The 18,704-nt window shown below is 50.1% G+C and carries 19 protein-coding genes; 9 read left to right on the top strand and 10 right to left on the bottom strand.

All coding sequences use genetic code 11. The features are described from left to right. The first annotated feature begins 63 nt into the window (after positions 1-63). Complete coding sequence (locus tag EIH22_RS08690; RefSeq protein ID WP_235001840.1) at positions 64-1,242, top strand: TIGR04053 family radical SAM/SPASM domain-containing protein; 1,179 nt, start codon at positions 64-66, stop codon at positions 1,240-1,242. A gap of 84 nt (positions 1,243-1,326) precedes the next feature. On the opposite strand, the gene EIH22_RS08685 is transcribed toward EIH22_RS08690, so the two are convergent. Together EIH22_RS08685 and EIH22_RS08680 are read right to left on the bottom strand one after the other, a co-directional pair. Beyond that, entirely contained in the window at positions 1,327-2,406 is a 1,080-nt protein-coding gene (locus EIH22_RS08685; RefSeq protein WP_124055405.1) for an inositol-3-phosphate synthase, read from the bottom strand. Positions 2,407-2,541: 135 nt separating this feature from the next. After that, the gene (locus tag EIH22_RS08680) at positions 2,542-3,090 is read right to left on the bottom strand and encodes a TM2 domain-containing protein (RefSeq protein WP_124055404.1); all 549 of its coding nucleotides are present in this window, start codon (positions 3,088-3,090) and stop codon (positions 2,542-2,544) included. Positions 3,091-3,300: 210 nt separating this feature from the next. Between EIH22_RS08680 and EIH22_RS08675 the strand changes: the two genes are divergently transcribed. From EIH22_RS08675 to pyrB, 6 genes are read left to right on the top strand one after another with little or no spacing between them, the layout of a single operon-like run. Next, the gene (locus EIH22_RS08675; RefSeq protein WP_124055403.1) at positions 3,301-4,563 is read left to right on the top strand and encodes a dihydroorotase; all 1,263 of its coding nucleotides are present in this window, start codon (positions 3,301-3,303) and stop codon (positions 4,561-4,563) included. Next, entirely contained in the window at positions 4,563-5,315 is a 753-nt protein-coding gene (locus EIH22_RS08670; protein ID WP_200829231.1) for a dihydroorotate dehydrogenase electron transfer subunit, read from the top strand. Before EIH22_RS08675 ends, EIH22_RS08670 begins: the two co-directional genes overlap by 1 nt. Beyond that, the gene (locus EIH22_RS08665) at positions 5,312-6,283 is read left to right on the top strand and encodes a dihydroorotate dehydrogenase (RefSeq protein WP_235001839.1); all 972 of its coding nucleotides are present in this window, start codon (positions 5,312-5,314) and stop codon (positions 6,281-6,283) included. The genes EIH22_RS08670 and EIH22_RS08665 overlap by 4 nt, the downstream gene beginning before the upstream one ends. Positions 6,284-6,308: 25 nt before the next feature. Then, entirely contained in the window at positions 6,309-7,019 is a 711-nt protein-coding gene (pyrF, locus tag EIH22_RS08660; RefSeq protein WP_124055402.1) for an orotidine-5'-phosphate decarboxylase, read from the top strand. Between the two features lie 50 nt (positions 7,020-7,069). Continuing rightward, on the top strand, positions 7,070-7,729 hold the full coding sequence (gene pyrE / locus EIH22_RS08655) for an orotate phosphoribosyltransferase (RefSeq protein ID WP_124055401.1): 660 nt from the start codon (positions 7,070-7,072) through the stop codon (positions 7,727-7,729). Continuing rightward, positions 7,722-8,858, top strand: coding sequence for an aspartate carbamoyltransferase (gene pyrB, locus EIH22_RS08650; RefSeq protein WP_200829230.1), 1,137 nt, complete (start codon positions 7,722-7,724; stop codon positions 8,856-8,858). Before pyrE ends, pyrB begins: the two co-directional genes overlap by 8 nt. 88 nt (positions 8,859-8,946) lie before the next feature. Here the strand turns inward: pyrB and EIH22_RS08645 are convergent, their stop codons facing one another. The 6 genes from EIH22_RS08645 to EIH22_RS08620 form a co-directional block, all read right to left on the bottom strand. After that, positions 8,947-10,356, bottom strand: coding sequence for an MFS transporter (locus EIH22_RS08645; protein ID WP_160149062.1), 1,410 nt, complete (start codon positions 10,354-10,356; stop codon positions 8,947-8,949). A 68-nt stretch (positions 10,357-10,424) separates the two neighbouring features. Continuing rightward, positions 10,425-11,372 (bottom strand): sugar kinase, encoded by a 948-nt coding sequence (locus EIH22_RS08640; protein WP_235001838.1) that lies wholly within the window; start codon positions 11,370-11,372, stop codon positions 10,425-10,427. After that, positions 11,372-12,040, bottom strand: coding sequence for an L-ribulose-5-phosphate 4-epimerase (locus tag EIH22_RS08635; RefSeq protein ID WP_124055398.1), 669 nt, complete (start codon positions 12,038-12,040; stop codon positions 11,372-11,374). Before EIH22_RS08635 ends, EIH22_RS08640 begins: the two co-directional genes overlap by 1 nt. A 66-nt stretch (positions 12,041-12,106) precedes the next feature. After that, positions 12,107-12,985 (bottom strand): L-ribulose-5-phosphate 3-epimerase, encoded by an 879-nt coding sequence (locus EIH22_RS08630; RefSeq protein ID WP_124055397.1) that lies wholly within the window; start codon positions 12,983-12,985, stop codon positions 12,107-12,109. Beyond that, positions 12,982-13,635, bottom strand: coding sequence for an orotidine 5'-phosphate decarboxylase / HUMPS family protein (locus EIH22_RS08625; RefSeq protein ID WP_124055396.1), 654 nt, complete (start codon positions 13,633-13,635; stop codon positions 12,982-12,984). Before EIH22_RS08625 ends, EIH22_RS08630 begins: the two co-directional genes overlap by 4 nt. A 1-nt stretch (position 13,636) precedes the next feature. Further along, positions 13,637-14,623, bottom strand: coding sequence for a phosphotriesterase family protein (locus tag EIH22_RS08620; protein ID WP_124055395.1), 987 nt, complete (start codon positions 14,621-14,623; stop codon positions 13,637-13,639). Between the two features lie 253 nt (positions 14,624-14,876). On the opposite strand from EIH22_RS08620, the gene EIH22_RS08615 reads away from it, so the two are divergent. Both EIH22_RS08615 and EIH22_RS08610 read left to right on the top strand, forming a co-directional pair. Next, positions 14,877-15,830: a sugar-binding transcriptional regulator gene (locus EIH22_RS08615; RefSeq protein WP_124055394.1), complete on the top strand. Its 954-nt coding sequence runs from the start codon at positions 14,877-14,879 to the stop codon at positions 15,828-15,830. Positions 15,831-15,849: 19 nt separating this feature from the next. After that, positions 15,850-16,707, top strand: a complete 858-nt coding sequence (locus EIH22_RS08610; RefSeq protein WP_235001837.1) for a serine hydrolase domain-containing protein — start codon at positions 15,850-15,852, stop codon at positions 16,705-16,707. Positions 16,708-16,752: 45 nt separating this feature from the next. Here EIH22_RS08610 and EIH22_RS08605 read toward each other — a convergent pair whose 3' ends face one another. Together EIH22_RS08605 and EIH22_RS08600 are read right to left on the bottom strand one after the other, a co-directional pair. Further along, positions 16,753-17,712, bottom strand: a complete 960-nt coding sequence (locus EIH22_RS08605) for an exonuclease domain-containing protein (RefSeq protein ID WP_124055393.1) — start codon at positions 17,710-17,712, stop codon at positions 16,753-16,755. A gap of 7 nt (positions 17,713-17,719) precedes the next feature. Continuing rightward, positions 17,720-18,559 (bottom strand): exodeoxyribonuclease III, encoded by an 840-nt coding sequence (locus tag EIH22_RS08600; protein WP_124055392.1) that lies wholly within the window; start codon positions 18,557-18,559, stop codon positions 17,720-17,722. Positions 18,560-18,704: the final 145 nt, after the last annotated feature.

The raw sequence follows: 18,704 nt of genomic DNA, 5'->3' as shown, positions 1-18,704 counted from the left end.
AAGTCCTAGGAGTCTCTCCCGTCAGAGTTTATGATGGGAGAGACTTTTAAGGAGCTGAGCTATATGGAGCATCGTCATCACCCGGTTGTGCGCGAAATTCGCCACGACCTGAATGAAAAACCATTTATCGCGATTTGGGAAGTGACTCGCGCTTGTGGTTTGGTGTGTGCGCATTGCCGTGCTGAAGCTCAGCGGAAGGCCGCTCCGGGGCAACTCAGCACTGAAGAAGGTAAAGACTTACTGCGTCAGCTCGCTGGTTATTCGCGACCTTACCCCCTCGTCGTCTTCACTGGAGGGGACTGTTTCGAACGTGAAGATTTAGTTGAGCTTGTGAAATACGGAACGGACCTTGGACTTTCGGTCTCGATTTCGCCGTCGGTAACTCCTTTGTTTACAAAGGAGCGTTTAGTGGCCTTGCGGGAGGCTGGCGGGAAAGCGATGTCGGTGTCAATGGACGGTGCTACGGCAGAAACGCACGACGCTTTCCGTGGCATCAAGGGCACTTTCGACAAAACTGTGGAAGCCACGAAAATCATCAATGAAGTAGGATTTCGTCTCCAGATTAACTCGACGCTTACACGCGGAAATATCAGGGAAGCACCCGCAATGCTTGCTAAAGCAATCGAGCTCGAAGCATTTATGTGGTACGTCTTTATGCTGGTGCCAACAGGCCGTGGAGCGAACCTAAATATGCTTTCGCCGCAGGAGCGTGAGGATACGCTTCAGTGGTTGCATGATGTTTCTGATCGAATTGCGATTAAGACGACGGAAGCGCCGCAGTATCGACGCATCGCATTTCAACGTGCGAAAGCTGTGGAAACCGGCCAAGAAGTCGAGCATGGAGAACTGTACTACTGGCTAACAGCGGAGACGGCACGTTTACTCGGGGTAACGCCAGAAAAGACTCGTATTCCGCGCACACCACTAGCAGTTAATTCAGGTTCGGGATTCGTTTTTATCGACCATGTTGGTGATGTTTATCCGTCTGGATTCCTACCGATTCATGTTGGGTCCGTTAAAGAAAAGCCACTTGCCGAGCTATATTCTGACTCTCCCGTGATGCGTGAGTTGCGTACGCCATCCCATTTCGGTGGAAAATGTGGAGTGTGCGAATACAACCACTTCTGTGGTGGGTCAAGGTCCACAGCTTACGCACTTACGCGAGATCCGCTGGCGGCAGATCCCTCATGCGTTTACATCCCCGAAGGATATATCGGTGAAATGCCGGTCGGCTGGGAGTAATTGACAGGCGGTTGTGGGGTGCCCGCTTTCGCGGGGAATTTTCCCACAACCGCCTGGATTTGTTTCGCCTAACGAATTTTAGCTTTAGCGCTCTACTTCTCCACGAATAAACGCCTCAACTGATTCGCGGGCGATGTTATCGCGACGCTGCTCTGGTGGCGACTTCATGAGGTAAGAGGCTGCGGAAAGAATTGGTCCGCCGACCCCGCGATCAAGGGCGATTTTTGCGGCGCGGATTGCGTCAATGACGATTCCTGCGGAGTTTGGTGAGTCCCAAACTTCGAGCTTGTATTCCATCTGAATTGGAACTTCGCCGAAGGTTGTTCCTTCAATTCGAACGAATGCAAACTTGCGGTCATCGAGCCACGGAACGTAATCCGAAGGTCCAACGTGAATGTCGTGATCGTTGACTGGACCAGTCATGTTCGAGGTGACGGCCTGAGTCTTCGAAATCTTCTTGGACTCGAGGCGGTTACGCTGAAGCATATTCTTGAAGTCCATGTTTCCACCAACGTTGAGCTGGTAAGTGCGATCAATGCGAACTCCGCGTTCTTCCATGAGGCGGATGATGTCGCGATGCGAAATTGTTGCACCGTACTGAGACTTGATGTCGTCGCCAACGATCGGCACACCAGCGGCTTCGAACTTTGCCGCCCATTGCGGGTTTGAGGCAATAAAAACCGGGAGGCAGTTAACGAATGCTACACCGGCGTCGATAGCGCACTGAGCATAAAACTTATCGGCTTCCTCAGATCCAACTGGGAGATAGGAAACCAGCACGTCAACCTGTGCATCTTTGAGAGTCTGAACAACGTCTACTTCGGGAGCATCGGATTCATCAATGGTTGCGCGGTAGTATTCGCCCAGACCGTCGAGGGTCTTGCCACGGCTAACCTTAACCCCAATTTCTGGGACGTCGGTGAATTTGAACGTATTGTTCTGGCCAGACCAAATTGCTTCGGAAAGGTCTTTTCCTACTTTGTCAGCATCAACGTCGAATGCTACTACGAATTCCACGTCCTTAACGTGGTAACCACCGAAATTAACGTGCATCAATCCGGGGATGGTGTCGGATGGGTTTGCGTCGCGGTAAAAGTGGACGCCTTGCACTAGGGAGCTAGCGCAGTTTCCAACGCCAACAATGCCTACGCGAATCTTGCTCATATATTCTCCTTGTTTCGCTGCTAAAACAGCCGAGCTTCGTATGGACATAAATGTCCTAACATTTCGATCTTTCCACGATGGTGTGAATTTATCAATTGTCTTAACAAATTTGCATTAGCTCAGAGAGGAAAATAGCTAAACTTCCTGGTGGTAAATTCCCCGACCCATACCAAGAAAAACCAGTTCAACACATACGTAGGCGACGGCTGGAAGCATGAGGAAGATATTTGCAGAAAAAGTAAAAGCAAAGAGGCAAAGTATCCAAAGTACAAGATCAATGATGCCTCGACGTGGCTCGCCCCAATAAAAATTATGTGCGCCTTGGAAACCGAAGAATAGACCGAGTGCTATCGCAGTACCACGTGATTTTCCAGACCGCTTTGCCGGGAGGCTGAAGGCTGTGGAGCGTGGCTCGGAGTGTGGGGAGGTTTGGGCAAGCGGAGTGGTTGGTTGTTTCCTGCCAAATTGAGAAGGATGTGCTTTCCAAGCCGAATCGAAATCAGGATTCGTCTGGGTGAATTTTTCTTTGGCTGAAACGCTAGCATCTGGTGAATTTTGCCGCGAAAATAGTGAGCCAGGTTCGTAGATATTCACATCTACGTCGTCGGCACGTAGGTCAAGTAGCGGATCGGGAGCCGCACTGAAAACGGAATTAAGTTCGGACTTCTGCGTCTTGTCCTCCATAATTCCCACTGTACCCGAAAAGTGGCAAATCCCAATATTCGCATTTTGACATAAAATCGGCGTCCGGGATGTGACGTATTCTTGTTCCAAATTTTGGGCGAAACGTTGACTTTGGATCTCGAGGCGCTTATTCTAATTCAGAATCATTCGGCGAAGGTCACTATCAGAGTGGCTCGTTGCGATTAAACCGTGAGAGGTCAGCAAACAGCAATGCTTGTTTTTGATGCGCCAAAAACCACAGAACTCTGTGGAGCAATACCTAATCCACCCACTGTTTTCGATGAAAATCCGCTTTTGGAATTATTAAATTCCGATGGGTTTTCCATTTTCCCCGGCTTCTGCGATGTGCATGTTCACTTTCGAGAGCCGGGGTTTTCTTATAAAGAGACCATTTCTTCAGGGTGCCAAGCTGCAACACGCGGTGGTTTCACGGCGGTGGCAACAATGCCTAACCTTGATCCGGTTCCTGATTCGGTAGAAAATATCGGTCTTGCCCAGGCAGTGATTGATCGCGACTCTTCTATCGCCGTCTTCCCCTATGGCTCAATCACCGAGGCGGAAAAGGGCGAACAGCTCGCGGACCTGAAGGGAATGGCATCAAGGGTAATCGCATTTTCCGACGACGGTATGGGCGTCCAATCACGCGAGCTTATGCGTGAAGCAATGGTGCTCGCCAAAGAAGTTGGGAAAATTATTGCGGTTCACTGCGAGGACGAAAAACTCAAAGACGATGGATACATCAACGATGGTGAATATGCTCGTGAGCATGGACATCGTGGGATTCCCGCTGAAAGTGAATGGCGTGAACTTGAGCGAGATCTTGAGCTGGCTAAGGACACAGGCGTAGCTCTCCACATCTGTCATGTGTCTTGCCGAGAGAGTATTGAGCTGATAAGAGTAGCGAAAATCGATGGGATCGATGTTAGCTGCGAAACAGCACCACACTATTTGGTTTTCGACGACGCCATGTTGGAAGAAGACGGTAGGTTCAAAATGAATCCGCCCTTGCGTGCCCAGGCAGATCGTTTGGCAATGATTGAGGCAGTTGCCGACGGAACCGTCGATATGATCGCAACCGATCACGCCCCACACAGCGAATCAGAGAAATCACGCGGTCTTGCTGGATCCGCATTTGGGATTGTGGGTTTGGAAACCTCATTCCCTGCGATCTATACCTATCTAGTTCAAACCGGAATTATCAGCCTCGAACGTGTGATGGAACTGTTTGTTTACCGGCCGCGAGAACGTTTTGGTATCGCTCTGGGAAATGATTTTTCGATCTGGAATCTGGAGGATACTGCTCCGGTTCGCCCTTCAGAATTCTTATCAAAAGGGCGAGCAACTCCGTTCGCCGGACGCATTCTGAGTGGACGCTGCCTACTGACGGTACACAATGGAAAAACGGTCTACCTTGATGAGAAGGCACTTCAAGAGACCAAAGCGCGGACGTGCAAGAGCGAAAGAACGCACTGATGAAACAAGACGAATTAACAGTTGTTAGTAACCGCCTTATTGCGGCAAATACCTTTGAGATCTGCCTTCGCGGAGACGTTTGTACTATTCAGCGACCTGGTCAATTCCTCAATCTCAAGATTCCTGGATTTATGACTAGACGTCCGCTCTCGATTTGTGACCTAAGCGTTGAAGATGATCGTGGTACCGGCGTCGTCACTCTGATTTATAAAATAGTGGGCGATGGAACTCGAGCTTTGGCTCGAATCGGAGTTGGTGAAAAAATAGATTGCTTGATCGGACTGGGGACGGGATTCAATCCGAAACGTTCGGGGAAGCATCCTTTATTAATTGGCGGTGGCGTTGGAGCCCCGCCATTATTTTTGCTCGCGCGCACCTTAATTGAAGCAGGAAACGACCCCACCGTAATTATGGGATTCAACAGTGCCGATGAAATTTTCTACGAAGATGAATTCCGCGAGCTTGGCTGTGAGGTGGTTGTTACAACCGCTGACGGTTCGTCTGGGGTGCGGGGATTGGTGACGACGCCGTTGCCAGAATTTGAAGGTACGTACATCTATGCATGCGGTCCGAATCCGATGCTGGCCGCAATTGCTAAGGCAAGCGATCTGCCCGGTGAGTTCAGTTTTGAAGAGCGTATGGGGTGTGGCTTTGGGGCCTGTATGGGATGCGTGAAGCCAACTGCGGATGGTGGATATAAACGGATTTGCGTGGAAGGTCCCGTGATAGGAAAAGAGGAGCTGGTGTGGTGACCCAAGTGAAGAACGCAGGTGTACGGGGTGTAGGTACCGCAACTATACCGACCGATGATCGGCTCAAAGTAGATTTATGCGGGATAGAACTTGATAACCCAATTATCCCGGCGTCGGGCACTTTCGGATTCGGACACGATTTTGCCCAGCTCTATGACCTTAATATGCTAGGTACCTTCTCCTTCAAAGGAACCACTCAAGAAGCCAGGTTAGGAAATCCAACCCCTCGAATAGCTGAATGTGAAACGGGGATGATTAATGCTGTGGGTCTGCAAAATCCTGGGGTGGAGTGGGTGAAGAAGGAAGAACTTCCGCGGTTGCGCGAGTACTTTGCCAAACCCGTGATGGCAAATGTGAGCGGGTTTTCGCTCAATGAATACTGTTACGTGGTAAGTGCACTCAATGAGGAACCAAATATCGGATGGTTCGAGGTTAATATCAGTTGCCCGAACGTCCACGCAGACGGCATGAATTTCGGTAGCGTCCCGCAGGCTGCCGCGGAAGTGACACATGCTGTACGCGAAGTGACCTGCAAACCGGTGATCGTGAAACTCTCACCCAACGTGACCGACGTCGTCGAAATCGCGCGGGCTTGTGTTGACGCTGGCGCGGATGGGTTAAGCGTGATTAACACCCTGGTGGGAATGCGTATTGATATGAAAACTCGTAAGCCGGTGATTGCCAATCATATTGGAGGGTATTCGGGACCAGGGATCTTCGCGATAGCGCTACGGATGGTTTACCAAATTACAAAGGAGATAGACGTGCCAGTTATCGGCATTGGAGGAATCCATACCGTTGACCAAGTATTGGAAATGATGATGGCTGGCGCAACTGCAGTTCAGGTAGGAACCGCAAACCTGATCGACCCCTTTGTGTGCCCACGACTGATCGCAGATTTGCCCAAAGCGATGGATCGATACGGGATACGCAGATTAAGCGAACTGAAACAAAGAACAGATAGATAGAGATAAACAGAGATAGGACACCATTATGGCAAAGGACGTTATTGTCGCCTGCGACTTTCCGTCAAAAGAAAGAGTTTTTGAATTTTTAGATCTTTTCGGTTCAAGTGGCTATAAACCCTATGTGAAAATCGGAATGGAGCTTTTTTACTCTGAGGGGCCACAGATCGTACGTGCCCTTAAAAGGCGTGGTCACCAAGTTTTCCTAGACCTCAAACTCCACGACATCCCGAATACGGTTGAACGAACGATGCGTGTGTTATCAGACCTAAATGTTGATATGTGTAACGTTCATGCGATGGGTTCTGGTCCGATGATGCGAGCCGCGCTGGAGGGCTGCTCTAGTACTAATGACTCACGTCCAGTTCTGATTGCAATAACCCAGTTGACCAGTACCGATCAAGAAACAATGGAACGTGACCTTTTGATTAAGGAACCGCTTGCGAACGTGGTTTCTTCCTATGCGAAGAATGCTCAAAATGCGGGCCTTGACGGTGTTGTTTGTTCTCCGCTAGAAGCTAGAGAAGTGCACAAATCCTGTGGAGCGGAGTTCTTGACCGTTACTCCTGGTATCCGACTTGCCCACGGCGAGGCTGGCGATCAACGCCGAGTGATGACGCCACGGGCTGCTTGTGAAGCTGGTTCAGACTACATCGTGGTGGGACGCCCAATCACAGCAGCTAGCGATCCAGTGGCTGCATATGAATATTGCATAGAGGAATTTTTAGGTAACGATTAAAGGCTTTCCATCCGTTTAATAAGTCAACAGCAACAGATAGGACAACACTAATGGATGACCAAACTTCTCAGATTGCCCGAGGGCTGCTTGATATTGGAGCCGTATTTTTTCGGCCCGATGATCCTTTCATATGGGCGAGTGGCATTAAGAGTCCAGTCTATTGTGATAATCGGCTGATTCTTAGCTCTCCTAAATTACGTGATCTGGTTGAGGATGCACTTACGTTATTGGTTGAAAGGGCTTTCCCTGAAGCAGAGGTAATCATGGGGACGGCTACAGCAGGAATCGCACACGCAGCGCTTATCGCAGATCGGTTGGGAATACCGATGGGGTATGTGCGGTCTAGCAATAAGGACCACGGTAGAAAAAACCAGATCGAGGGAAAGCTGGAAGCTGAAGCCAAAATTGTAGTAGTTGAAGATCTAATTTCGACGGCGGGCTCGGTACTTGATGCAGTAAACACCCTGAAAGATGTGGGTGCTGATGTTATTGGGGTGGCCAGTATCTTCTCTTATGGAATGAAAGAAGCACAACGGAGGTTTGAAGAAGCAGAGCTGGTTGCACGATCCTTAGTTCTTTTCGATGACATTGTGCAGGTTGCAGCAGATGTTGGCTTCATTAAACCTACTGACGTGGCAAAACTCTTGGAATTTAGGGACGACCCAAGTAATGAATCATGGATGGAGTGCAAAGAAAATGTATGTGGATGAAGCACAAATACAGGACAAGGAAAATGCTTGTGGAGCCCGTACGCGAAGTTTGATCGATATCCTTGATTATAGAACTGATGAGATAGACAACCTTATTTTGACGGGCGTAGATATAGCGAATAATCCTAGTAAATATGCTCACGCTTGCAGAGGAAAGAAACTGGCAACTTTGTTCTATGAGCCATCTACTCGAACCCGATTAAGTTTCGAAGCCGCAATGTATGGATTGGGCGGAAACGTACTGGGTTTTTCAGAAGCCTCTAGTTCTTCAGTGGTAAAAGGGGAAAGCGTTGCAGATACTGCACGGATAATTTCCTGCTATGCAGATGTGATTGCGATGAGGCATCCGCTTGAAGGAGCGCCACTGCTGGCCTCATTAAATGCAACTGTACCGGTTATTAATGCGGGCGACGGCGGACACAACCATCCTACTCAGACGCTCACCGACCTGCTAACCATTTATCGGAAAAAGGGTGGTTTTGATGGGCTAACGGTTGGGTTTTGCGGTGATCTCAAATATGGGCGGACTGTACATTCTTTAGTTCGAGCATTGGCAAGATATGAGGGAGTGAAGATGGTGTTCATTTCGCCAACGGAACTGCGGATACCTGATTATATTGGTGCTAATGAGCTGGCTAAATGTGGTGTTGAGGTGGTAGAAACGCAATCTTTGGAAGACGCTATGCCTGAACTCGATGTTTTATACATGACACGGATTCAGCAGGAGCGTTTTGATGACCCGGCTGAGTATCTTCGGCTGAAGGATAGCTATATTCTTCGGCGTGAGAAATTAAAAACAGCAAAGTCTGATATGTGCATTTTGCATCCACTGCCACGGGTTAATGAGATTGCAGTGGATGTGGATGAGGATCCACGTGCCTGTTACTTTGAACAGGCTTTGAATGGAAAATTCATCCGTATGGCACTAATTAATGCACTTCTCAATGAGAATTGGGGAATGACGGACATCGGCCCATTAGCAAATGGCCACTATATGCGTAATGGTGACCATTGTTCTAATGCTCGATGTATTACAAATGTGGAACGTGGCGTAGTAGAGCCGCTAATTCAGCGGGTCAGCGATAAAACCAATGAATACCGTTGTGCATTTTGCGAGGCGGTAGTGTAGTAGAAAAACGAGTTGGCTTAGGTGTTACATTGCGGCAATGTAGCACCCAAGCCGACCTAATAAATTGCTATTGGCTGGGAACTGGAAATTACTTGATTTGTTCTAGTTGCTTTCCTGCAGTTTCATCAGCTTGGAGGTAGATGAAACCACCGGCAACAAGGAGAACAGCGAACACGATAAACGGTAAGAACACCACGTCAGGAGTTGGCTTACCCCCACCAATCAATGCGCCTACGAAGTATGGACCAACAACCTTTGCTATTGCCCCAATTCCGTATCCTAAACCAACACCCGTGGAGCGAACATCATTCGGAAATTGCTCGGCACCAAAAGCGTTGAGAATCCCGAAAGCGCCGTCGCCAAAAGCCATTGCAACGACGATACCAATAAAGAAGACGATTCCTGCAGTATGAACCGTGCTCGAAGATTCTGCTCCAGTGCCACTAAATGTTCCAGAAGCAACCTTTGCTGAGATTGCTGCAATAACGCACCCTACTGCGCCGAACAGACCCCAGATAAACATTGTGCGACGCCGTCCAATCCGATCTGAAATCCATGCTGAACCGAGCCGGCCAAGCAAATCGGCTAATGAGACACCCATAAACATGTAGGCAACAGTGGAAACGTCAAATTTGAAGCTCTCCCCAAGGATGCTTTGCCCCCATGACTGTACTGTAAAGGCCCCTAAGATGAAGCAAAATGAGCCGAGTGAAATAATAACAAGTTGCTTTGGGTATTTGTGAAGTACGTGTCCGTACGAAACTTTAGCCACTTTCTCAGAACTATTTTCGGAAGGAATAACAGGAAGTTCTCCCACATTCCCTTCTGGTATGCGCATTGCCCATGCGTATGCCTTACGCGCCTCATCAATTTGGCCATGAGAAATTAAGAATCGTGGAGATTCAGGTACGATTGCTGCCCAAGCGATAAGCACAACAGGAATACAGCCAAGGGCAATGAGTCCCTTCCAGCCAAATGGTTCACCGAGTACTTTTGTTGCAAGTGATCCAAGGAAAATACCTAATGGAATAAATACCGATGTCAATCCAGATAGCAGACCGCGTTGTTGTGCAGGAACGAATTCCTGCACAAACGGGATTGAGGTGATATTTAATCCGCCTACACCGATACAAACACCAACTCGGTATAAACTAAGAAGCTGCCACTGACCTGGCTGAATGGTGAGTGTAACCGCGGTGAAAAAGACTAGTACGGCGATACACCAAATAAACGCCTTTTTCCTGCCGATGCTATCCGCAAGGCGTCCCCAAAGTACGGCACCAAGCACAGTTCCAATGCCTGATGCTGCACCGATGATTCCGGCTTCAAATCCAGTGAGTTCCCATCCGGGCGTCTTCATTAACAGATGAATAACGAATCCTATAAGAAAAAGGTCGAAGAATTCGGAAATATTGCCCACAATTGTGAGCCCAATGAGTGATTTTTGATTTCGAGTTAATGGCAGGGAATCAATCTGCTCCATTGCAGTTTTTGACATAGTGTTCCTCAATTTATGTATAGCTGTACCGTCAACCCTAGAGGTACAAGAGAAAATATCAGCAGCGATTACCGAATAATGTCGGTTGTTTTCGGAAGGTCTAGTTCCATCGCCGAAATGTGGGTAAGGTCGCCGTGGTGAGTAAGTGCGAACGTTGAAACTCGTTGCCCATAACCCACACCCGCGCGAACGTCGCCTTGCAAGAATCCATGTATAGTTCCTGCTACAAACGAGTCTCCGGCGCCTGGGCGATCAATAACAGGCACAACGTCAACGTTGAACTGCTCCTCGCCGTGTTCGTCGGAAAGATATACGCCATGGGTGGAATCAGTGGAAACGACGGTTGAAACTCCAAGGAATTCACGGGTCTTCTTACAGACTTCCACGCCACTCAAGTCGGGCATTCCAAATACTGTTTGAGCATCTTTACGAGAGGCAAATACCAAGGTGGACATGCGAGCAATGGGTTCGAGTACACTTCGAGCTTGGTCGGCATCCCATAATAAGGATCTGTAATTAACATCAAGTGCAATATCAATTCCACGCTCGTGAGCCTGTTCGCAGAAGTGACGGACTATCTTCGCAGTATTTGGCGAAAGTGCTGCGGTGATACCTGTGACGAAAACGAGCCTTGTGTCGAGCATCGATTCCCAATTGACATCGTCAATCTCAATGTCACGGAATGGAGTATGGAGGCGATCGTAAATAACCTTCGATGGCATTGGGTAGTCGCCTGGTTCCATGAAATAAAGGGCAACGCGACCGTCGTCAACTCGGACCATATTAGACATATCTACGCCAACTGAACGGAACTCTTGCAACACGCGCGTGGCAAGTTCGCCACGTGGCATCTTGGAGCACCACGATGTTGAACGCCCAAGTTGCGAAAGTAGACCGGCCACATTCGCTTCTGAACAGGCAGCAGACATGCGCAAGCTCACTGCGTTTACTAATCGTTCTCCACGCGGGACCGTGAGTCGGATCTGGCCTTCACCAATTGTAGTCAAGTCAAACATCACTTACTCACTCCTAAAGATGCGTTGATGGTTCCATATCGGTTGGAGTAGCGATCGAAGTTTGATTCGATCTCTGCTTGGGAGAGTTCTTCGATATTCCCTAGACTCATAGCTACTGCTACGGTTTTTGCTACATCTTCGACCATAACAGCAGCTTGTAGCGCCTTAGGGATGGATGTGCCCATGGTAAATACTCCGTGTTGTTTGAGTAGTACTGCAGGTGAATGCCCACCACATTCTAATATAGCGTTTGCGATATCAACCCCTCCAATAGGTGCATAACGCGCACAAGGGATGGGTCCGCCAAATTCATCTGCTATGGCAGTAAGGCAGCAGGGAATATTCTTGCCGACCGCCGCGAAGGCTGTCGCGTAGCGAGAGTGGGTATGAATAATTGAACGTAATTCCGGACGGGCTGCGTATAGAGCGAGGTGGGAAGCGGTGTCCGACGACGGTCCCAAGTCTCCCTCCACAACCTTTCCATTGGCATCAACAACCACCATTTTTTCGGGTGTCATTTCCTCATAGCGCACGCCAGAGGGTTTAATCACGATGTATCCAGTATCTGAGTCTAGTGCTGAAAGATTCCCACCGGTCCAGGCTACGAGTCCGTGCCGTTGAAGTTCAAGGTTCCCTTCGCACACTCTATTTTTGAGTTCATTCAGCATTCTTTAACTCCTTCGTTTTTCGTGTATAAACGAAATGCTGATTTTCTGTAATTTGGATGCGCGTATTTATGCGCATGTATCGGTACGTTGTGCTTGAATCACTGATATTCCGGCATTGTTTAGCCATTCGCTCACGGTTTGCCGAGCATTGGCGCAGATAGTCACCGAGTCTGGCGAATCGTCGTTCCACATTTCAAGCATGATCCTGCCGCTCCACTTTTGGCGAGCTAGCTCGGTAAACGCGTCGTTCCATTTGACGTTTCCGGTGCCGAATGGAACGCGGCGAGGTTCGCCAGGGCGAGTGTCTTTAACGTGGATTGCGAGCATTTTCCCGACGCCGGCGCGCAACTCCGTGGTTTCGTCGCCTCCGTGTTCAGCAATATTGCCGATGTCTGGATAGGTCTGTAACCAAGGGTTATTAAAGTGTTCTACCACTTCAACCGCGTCTGGGATCGAGGAAATATCGTGGCCGTCCACATTCTCGATACCCAGCATGACGCCTGCTTGCGCAGCATAAGGCAGAGCGGCTTCGAGGCAGTCGAGGTAGCGGCGTCTGGCATCGGGATCAGGGGCTTCGTAGTAGGCAAAATAACCAGCAACTTGGCATACGCTTACTCCGAGGTTATGGCATAAATCAATCCCTTTTCGATAGACATCGAGTGCCTGATTTCGGATTCTGGGATCGGCGGAGCCTGGCATCACTTTACGATGCAGAGACAGGCAGATCCCGCCAATCTGTGTACCTTGATTGGCTGCGGCATTGCGCACTTTCCGGCAGGTTTGTTCGGTCCAGTCGAGGCGGGCGGCGCGCTGGTGCGTTTCATCCACTGAGAGGTCGCAGAAACTAAATCTAGCTTCGGTAACGTCGGCGAAAAAACGCGCCCAATCGTCGTCGGGACTCCTCAACGCCTTCTCATAAATACCTAGGGTAACCGTGGATCTCATGGCCATATCCTGCGCATCGCTTCGTGCATCTGGGCGGTAGCGCTACGTGGGTCCTCAGCGCCTACGATGGTGCGACCAGCGATCACCACACCTACCGGTTTACCTGCAAAAGTATCGAGCTCATCGACTTTAATGCCGCCCGTCACGGACACGGTGAAGCCGAGTTCGTGCAGAGCGTCAATCTGCTCAAACTCCTTTTCGCCCCACGTGAGTGTTCCTGCGGCTTCGAGATCGCGTGAGCGTTTTACAATCACGTGTTCGACGCCGATAGCTCGCCATTCTTTCGCTCGGTCAAGAGAGAAGTGTTCAGCGCTGAGCTCGACTTGTACTTCGGCGTCGCACTCCCGTGCCACTTCCACCACCTGGCGGATGGTGGTTAATGACGCGCCTGCTACGCAGGATACCCAGTTCGCACCGGCTGCGAAACAATCGCGGGCGATGATGGAACCGGCTTCTGCAATGCGCACGTCGGCGAGGATCGTTTTATCGGGATACGCTGCGCGAATAGCACGTACTGCGCGCAAGCCTTCGTTGAGAATCAAGATTGTGCCACATTCGATCACCTCTGCGTCGCTTCCACCGCGACTCAATGCACTGAGCGCGTCCTCCAACGTGCGGGTATCGAGGGCGATTTGCAGGCGGGGAGTCATGTCAGGCTTCCTTGCGCATCGTGAAGAAGGTGCGGGCGTTGTTAATGAGCAGGTCGCGTACATATTCGGGTTCGAAGCCTTCAGCGATCATACGTGGACCGTCCACGGCTGGGTTGTAATCGACTCCGGTTACCGAACCATAGGCTTTCTGGTAGGAAGCCTTGCCGGAATCAGTGCCGAGTAGGATGCGTTTGCCATAGCCTTTTTCGCCAAGTTCGCGAAGTTCCATGATGCGGTTAGAATCCGGCTGGTACTTGATGCGATTCGTGCCGTCAATCTCGAGGTATGCGCCGGTGTCCAGGATCTGCTGGAGGTAGTAAACATCGGCGTTGCGCTGGATGTGTCCGATAGCGATTTGATCGGCGGGAACACCCATTTTAATAAGTTCTTGAGCTTGTTCGAGACCGCAGGTGCCAAAAGTGGTGTGGGTATTGATAGGAGCACCTGTTTCAATGGAGGCATTTGCACAGGCTTGCATACATTTGCGCTCGAAATCGGTAATCATGCCGTACGAGGTAGCAACTTTAATGCAACCTGCTTTAACGTCGGTGCGATCGACGATTGGGCCGGAGTAATCATGGTGATCAATGCCTTCGTTGATATCTGCGATGAGGAGCTCGGTGATTTGATCAACGCTGTAGCGCGTTACCCAGTGGGAGCGGGTTTCGAGGTAGACCTTCTCACGGTGGAAGCCGGTGGTGGCGATGATATGGAGATCTTTGACTCGCTTGTTGACTTCTACAAGCTTATCCATATCTCGACCGGAGTTGGCTGGGCACATGTCTACCACTGTGCCGGTGTTTGCCCAGTTCTTTGAGGCGTCAACGAAAAGGCGAGCTTCGTAAACTGCCTTATCGACGTCTGCGAGAAGATGGTCGGAATCGATGAAAACTTCACCTGCACCGGTACGGATGAGGTGGTCGTGTGCGTTGACGACGCCAAGTTCGGCTGGATTGACGTCTCCAAGGATTGTGCGTGCGAAACTCATTGTGATCTCCTTTGATTTGAGGTGGCGATCGTGTTGAAGCTGAGAACTATGAGTTCGTGGGTTTCATGGACGCAATCGCCAATTTGTTCCGCGCTAATAGGTGCGCTCAGGATCAGAATCACACGTAGAAGGGGGCTTGCCAAGGAAAATTTTGAACATATGTTCACTTGTGGAAAAAGGGACTTCGAAGAAAGAATGGAAATTCGCAATCAATAGCTATTCCATTATTTTGAAAATATGAAAGAATGAACATATGTGCAATGGCGAAAGTGATCGAAAGCGTTTACATCTTCTTATAGATGTAGCTCGTGCATATTACGACGATGGCCAATCTCAAGCGGAGATTTCGCGCAGGATTGGGTATTCGCGCCCTACAGTGTCTCGGATGTTGCAAGAAGCCAAAGATTTAGGATTAGTGACTATTAAAATTTCTCATCCGCTCGAGCGCTTAGAACGTCTGGAAGAGCAGATCTGTGCGATGTTCCAGGTAGAGAAAACTTTGGTTTCGCAGCACAGTGGTCCGATAGGGCCTCCTCAACTAGCTGCGGAATTTGTGGCATCCCAAACGCCTCGAGATGGTTTGATCGCGGTATCGAATGGAAGTTCTATTTCAGCGACCGTCGATGCTTTGCCGCAGCAACACCGCAGTAATTCTTGCGTTGTGCAAATGCTTGGATCGCTTGGCAGATCGAATCCATTGGAAGATTCGCCTGAGATTTGCCGCAGGATGGCAGCAAAACTTGGTGGTACTTACCGTATTTTGCCTGCCCCGTTAGTATTGGATTCGCCGGCAACGGCAAAATATTTACGAAAAGATGGCCAAGTTGCGGCAGTTCTAGAGCTCGCTGCACGAGCCGATTTAGCTCTGGTTGGCGTGGGGGCGCTGGTAGCAAATGTGCCTGGGCAGATTTTTCAAGGTTGGTATCCAGCCGATATAGATCGGAGAATTGCCCAGCAAGGAGCGGTGGGACATATTTGTGCTCACCACTTAGACAGTGCCGGTAACCATATTGAGACACCTCTATGTAAAAGAATTATCGCAATGGATGTGGAGAAATTGCGCACCATCCCGCAAGTGGTGGCTGTTGCATGGGGAAATGAGAAGATTTCGGCTTTGCGTGCGGCGTTAAAAGGTGGGTATGTCAACACTTTCGTGACTGATGAAGCTACTGCAATTGCGCTGGTTCAAAGTGAGACGGGAGTTTAAAGAAGCGTAGGCTATAGGTATGCGTAATTCAGTCTTAAACTCTGACGGCTTTTCCTTTGACCACGTGTATATGGCATTTTCGGGTGAGAATGCTTGGGGAGCGGCTGACGATGCTGGTGGCGGTATTGGAGTGTCCGAGACTGAGTGTACGTTGTTGGTTGGCGATCCTGATGAAGTTTTTCCGTTGGCATCGGTAACGAAGCCGATTGCCGCCTATGCCGTTTTGGTTGCGGTGGAGCGTGGTTTGGTGGATTTGGATGCCGACGCCGGGCCAGCGGGTAGCACAGTGCGGCATCTGTTGGCGCATGCTTCCGGTTTGCCTGCCGAGGCAGGGAAGCCGATAGCACAACCGGGCCAGCGCAGGATTTATTCAAATTATGGTTTTGACGTATTGGCACAGGCGATGGAGCCGTTAGTTAGAATGCCTATTCAGCAGTGGATTCGCGAATCAGTGTTGCTACCGCTGGAGATGGACACAGCGGAGATTGAGGGGAGCATTGCTTATTCGGGACGGGCGAGTGCTGATTCCTTGGCTCGCTTTTTGCTGGAGTTGATGAACCCGCAGCTGATTTCGCGTGAGCTGTTTGAGGAAGCTGTGCGGGTGCAATTCGGCGGTATTGCAGGTATCGTGCCCGGCTATGGTCGGCAAAGTGATAACTGCTGGGGTTTAGGATTCGAACTACGCGGGGAGAAATCTCCGCACTGGCTGGGCGGAGATTTCTCCCCAGCAACATTCGGCCATTTTGGACAATCAGGATCTTTTATTTGGGTGGATCCTCAGGTTAACAAAGCAGGATTATTTTTAGGCGCACAGAATTTTGGCAAGGAGCACATTAGGTATTGGCCTGGGCTAACGGATGAGATGCGTGGGTTGTAGGGTGATTGCAGGGTTATAACTACAAGGTCCGACCCTACTTTCTACTCACCCAAACAACCCGAAGAATTCCTTTGCCGTCAAAATCTTGATGGGGATTCCTAGACTCTCGAAGCGCAACGCCTCGCGTAGTTTGCTAGACGGATTTGGGCGCTCGCGCAAAGGAACGGCGTCGTCTCCACCTACCACCACGATCGTCGTCGAAGGCCCGACCGAACCAGCCACGCTCGCACCTGCTGCTTGAACGATAGCCTTGAACTCGGCGCGCGAAAATCCAGGAACTGTGCCCGTCACGCATACGCGTTCACCTGCAAGAATACCGCTACCAATACAAGCGTGCTTGAACGCCTCGAGCTGCGCGGGAGTCATCGAAGCTCCGCCCGCGCCCTGCTGCCGAGTTCCCGACGTGCCTAACGTGCGTGACCTGCTACGCTGGCGCGCGGCATCGGAATACCCCACTATAGGCGGGCAAATGCTACACAGATGATCGTAGCCGTATTCATGCTGGAATTGGGCGAAAATCTTGCCCGCGGCGTAGGCATCGTCAATCGCGCGATGGTGAAGGAACTGCTCGTCGGGGAAATAATGCTGGAACACGGCGTCCAGATTCTTCTTCGGTAGCTCGTGTTTGAGCAACGCTCGCGAAAGCCGTAGAGTACAAGCGCGAGGGTTTTCCAGCGGGGCCAAACCATAGAGCCGGTTGAGATCGCTCAACACATAACCGTCGAACGCCATATTATGGGCAACTAATGGCAGATCCCCGATGAAGTTTTGTATCGAAGGATAAAGGCTAGCCCATTCTTGTGAATGGGCTACGTCTTGGGCATGAATCCCATGAATGCGCACATTTCCCCAGTGGAAATCACTCATAGAACTGTGAGGACGAATCAAGGTATAAAGCGAATCGGATGCAACGCCGTCGTCGTCAAAACGAACTAAGCCAACGGAACAAGCAGAAGCCCGGTTAGAATTGGCGGTCTCAAAATCAATGGCGACGAATGGTTGCATGCAGGAATTATATATCTTCTGCGCTTGAGTGTTCGGTGGTAAAGGTCGCAATTACTGGTACGTGATCCGAAGCCCCTTTACCTTTACGTTCGTCGCGATCAATCTGCGCTGTTTTTGTCAAAGAGGCGAGTGCAGGTGAGGCATAGATATAGTCAATGCGCATTCCTTGGTTTTTAGGGAAGCGAAGTTGCTGGTAGTCCCAGTAGGTGTAATTTGTAACCAGGTTTCGGGTAACTTCGCACATCCCAGTTTGTTCTAAGGCGAAAAACGCTTCACGCTCCGGTTCGCTGAGATAGAGTCCGTCCTCCATTGCGGAAGGATCCCAGACGTCGTCGTCATAAGGGATAACGTTCCAGTCCCCGACGAAGGCGATCTTCGCCTCGGGGTTAGTATTTAACGTTGACTGTGCGTAACTGTTGAGCTGGTCTAAAAACTCCAACTTGTAATGATAGTGCGGGTCGCCGACTGCGCGACCGTTGGGGATATAGAGGCTCCAAATCTCAACCCCGTTGATGAGCGCACCGAGTGCGCGCGCTTCGGGGTCTGGGGATCTAAGGAAAAGGGAGTCGCTGGTGGGGCTTCCTTTGATGAAGCCTGGCTGCCCAGGGAAACTTGTGCGCACATCGGCCATATTGAGCCGCGAAATCAATGCCACTCCATTCCATTGGTTGAATCCGTGGGCTATGACCTTATATCCGGCTGCTTCGATCTGTTCGCGGGGAAACTGCTCCGGTTTGCATTTAATCTCTTGGAGGGCGAGAACGTCAAGGTCGTGGCGCTGAAGCACATCAAGGACACGATCCGCTCGTGCTCGGGCTGAATTGATATTCCACGTAGCAAGTTTCATATACCGATTCTAGCGGGAGAACGACGTTTGTTGCGCCGCGGGCAGGAACACACATGAAAATTGGTGAGGATTCGTATACATCTGGATATATGTTCAGAAGTTTGCAAAAACACACCACCAAACTTATCCCTAAGAACCTTTTCCA

This window comes from Arcanobacterium ihumii, assembly GCF_900604515.1.
GTDB classification, from domain to species: domain Bacteria; phylum Actinomycetota; class Actinomycetes; order Actinomycetales; family Actinomycetaceae; genus Arcanobacterium_A; species Arcanobacterium_A ihumii.
The sequence above is the reverse complement of the archived record's forward strand: the minus strand, read 5'-3'. Positions and strand labels throughout refer to the sequence as shown.